The following is a 2,703-nucleotide window of genomic DNA, read 5'->3' as shown; positions in this document are numbered from 1 at the left end:
CCGTCCTCGAAGACCCTGGGTGCCTCACCCTTTTCCAGTGACGACCGGAAGATCGCGGCGACCCCTGAGTACGGGGTGTCGCGCGGCATTCCCGGCCCGTAGACGTTGTGATAGCGCAGCGCCACCACCGAGCCACCGGTCGACTCCGCCCAGGCCAGCGCATAGTGCTCCTGGGCGACCTTGCTGGCCGCATACAGGCTGCGCGGCCGCAGCGGAGCGTCCTCGTCGACCAGCGCCCAGTCGACCGGCTCGCCGTCGAACGGATTGCGGTGGTCGAACAGCCCGGCGTCGAGGTCGGCGCGGCTGCGCGGCAGCGGGTCGACGTCCCCGCGGCGGGGACACACGTAGCGGCCCTGCCCGTAGACCACCATCGACGACGCCAGCACCAGGCGTGTGCAACCGGCGGCGTACATCTCGGCCAGCAGCACCGTGGTCGCGTAGTCGTTGTGCGAGCCGTAGGACGGCGCGTCGGCGGCGTTGACGCCCGCCCCCACGACGGCGGCCTGATGGCAGACGACGTCGACACCGTCGAGCGCCCCGGCCACGGCCGCGGCGTCGCGCAGGTCGAGCAGCCGAACCCCGGCCGGCGCAACGGCGCCGGAACCGTGCGCGGCGGCCAGCATCGCGTCGACGCCGATGACCTCGTGCCCGGCGGCGGACAGTTGTGCGCTGATCCGGGTTCCGATGAACCCGGCTGCGCCGGTCAACAGGACCTTCACGGCAACTCGAACGGTAGCTCGACGCCCTCGTGTGGCCGCCGCATGGGAAAGGTGTCCTCGGGCCCGAGCCGGTCGATGACGTCGCGCACGAGCTGCTTCAACTTTACGAGGTTGCGCTCGAACTCCGCAAACACATCGACGGCCCGCACCCCGGCACCGGCCTCAATGCCGGCGTCCAGATCGGTCACCAATGCGATAGCCGCATAACTCATCTCGAGTTCGAGAGCCAGCACCGATTCCGGATATCCGGTCATGTTGACCAGCGTGAACCCCTGTTCGGCGAACCAGCGACTCTCGGCGCGAGTCGAGAACCGCGGGCCTTCGATGACGACCATCGTGCCGCCGTCGACGACGCCGGGCATTTCAGCGATCACGGCGCGCAGCGCCGGGCAGTACGGGTCGGCGAAGCTGACGTGGACGCCGCCGGAATCGAAGTAGGTTGCGGCGCGGCCACTGGTGCGGTCGACGAGCTGATCGGGCACCACGATCGCGCCCGGGCCGAGGTCGGGGGTCAGGCTGCCGACCGCGCACGGCGCGAGGATGCGCCGCACGCCCAACTCGCGCAACGCCCACATGTTGGCCCGGTAGGGCACGGTGTGCGGGGAGAATTCGTGGCTGGCGCCATGCCTGGGCAGGAAGGCCACCTCGTGGTCACCGACCGAGCCGACGGTGATCGGCGCGCTCGGCGGCCCGTAGGGGGTGTCGAGGCTGAACGCGCGGGCGTCGGAACCGAAGAACGTGTAAAAACCGCTACCACCGATGACTCCCAGCATCCGACCATTGTGGTTCATCGCTCCCGGGCCGCGCAGGACGGTTCCGCGGCGGGCCGCGCAGAACGGTTCCGTGGCGGGCCGCGCATGACAGTGTTGTGACCAACCCCGGCAACCGGGTGCGTCGACCCGGCGATCGCTGAGAGGCTGCACGCGCCCCCCGTATGCCCGGTCGTATACCGAAAGGTCTGTCCTGCGCCGCCGTCCGCCCGTCTGGATCGCGCTGCTCGTCGGCGCGTGCGGCCTGATCGCCGCGCTGCTGGTGCCCCTGGCCCCGGTCCACACCGACACGGTGACGCTGAGCTGGCCCGCGGCCGGCGAGCCCGCCCGGTCGACCACCGCGCTGGTGGTCCCGTACCGGCCCGCGGAGCTGACCGCGCGGATACCGTGTTCGGCGCTGGTGGCGGCGGAGAACACGACGGTGCTGGCCACCGGGCCGGCCGGTGACGGTCTGACCGTCACCGGCGGCCCCGAGGGGGCCGTGCTGCGCGCCGACGGGGTGCGGGAACCCGTTGCGGGCGGACCTGCCGCCGGGTGCGTGGCGGTGCTGCACGCCGGTGCGGCGGGGTGGACGATCACCGGCGGCGACGGCCTCACCACCCGGGCCGAGGGGCCGGTACCGAAGGTGTTCGGCTTCCGCACCGACCTGCCCGACCCGGCCGGCATGACGGTGACGATCCGGGTCGTCACCCCGTTCGCGACCAGCCCCACCGCACTCAAGCTGGCGCTGCTCGCCGTGCAGGTCGGCGCGGTCGTCGTCGCGCTGTGGCTGCTTGGCTGGCGGCGGCGCCGGCCGCGGTCGCCCCGGCCGGGCCGGCTGTGGTGGATCGACGCCGCCGTGGTGGCGATCCTGGCCGGCTGGGCGGTGATCGGTCCGCTGGCCGTCGACGACGGCTGGGCGGCCACCATCGCCCGCAACCTGGCCGTCACCGGTGAGGCGGGCAACTACTACCGGTGGTGGAACGCGCCGGAGGTGCCGTTCGCGCTGAGCCAGCAGCTGCTGGCTCCACTCACCGAGGTCAGTCTGGCACCGTTGTGGCTGCGGTTGCCGAGCACGCTGCTCGGGGTGGCGACCTGGCTGGTGCTCAGCCGCGGCATCCTGGGCGCGGCGATCCCGGCCTGCGCGCGGCTCGGCTGGGTGCGTGCCGTGGCCGCAGTGCTGCTGCTGGCCGCGTGGCTGCCGTTCAACCTGGGCGTGCGCCCGGAAAGCTACG

General features: G+C 72.2%; 3 protein-coding genes. 1 reads left to right on the top strand and 2 read right to left on the bottom strand.

The window, feature by feature from the left end:
• Both ACN27A_RS34440 and ACN27A_RS34435 read right to left on the bottom strand, forming a co-directional pair.
• The coding region (locus ACN27A_RS34440) for an NAD-dependent epimerase/dehydratase family protein (RefSeq protein ID WP_421459203.1) at positions 1 to 719 on the bottom strand (719 nt) is incomplete at its 3' end.
• Positions 716 to 1,492, bottom strand: a complete 777-nt coding sequence (locus ACN27A_RS34435) for an S-methyl-5'-thioadenosine phosphorylase (protein WP_421459201.1) — start codon at positions 1,490 to 1,492, stop codon at positions 716 to 718. The genes ACN27A_RS34435 and ACN27A_RS34440, both read right to left, overlap by 4 nt.
• A gap of 289 nt (positions 1,493 to 1,781) precedes the next feature.
• On the opposite strand from ACN27A_RS34435, the gene ACN27A_RS34430 reads away from it, so the two are divergent.
• Positions 1,782 to 2,703 (top strand): arabinosyltransferase domain-containing protein (locus tag ACN27A_RS34430; RefSeq protein WP_421459199.1); only part of this gene is annotated, 922 nt, incomplete at its 3' end.

Origin of the sequence: Micromonospora sp. WMMD737, assembly GCF_049179055.1 — a bacterium.
Classification (GTDB): Bacteria; Actinomycetota; Actinomycetes; order Mycobacteriales; family Micromonosporaceae; genus Micromonospora; species Micromonospora reichwaldensis.
Note: the sequence above shows the minus strand (reverse complement) of the source record. Positions and strands in the feature narration are given on the sequence as shown.

Coding starts and splice junctions, on each gene's coding strand:
- ACN27A_RS34435 (WP_421459201.1), bottom strand. CDS start 1,492: ATGCTGGGAGTCATCGGTGGTAGCGGTTTTTACACGTTCTTCGGTTCC.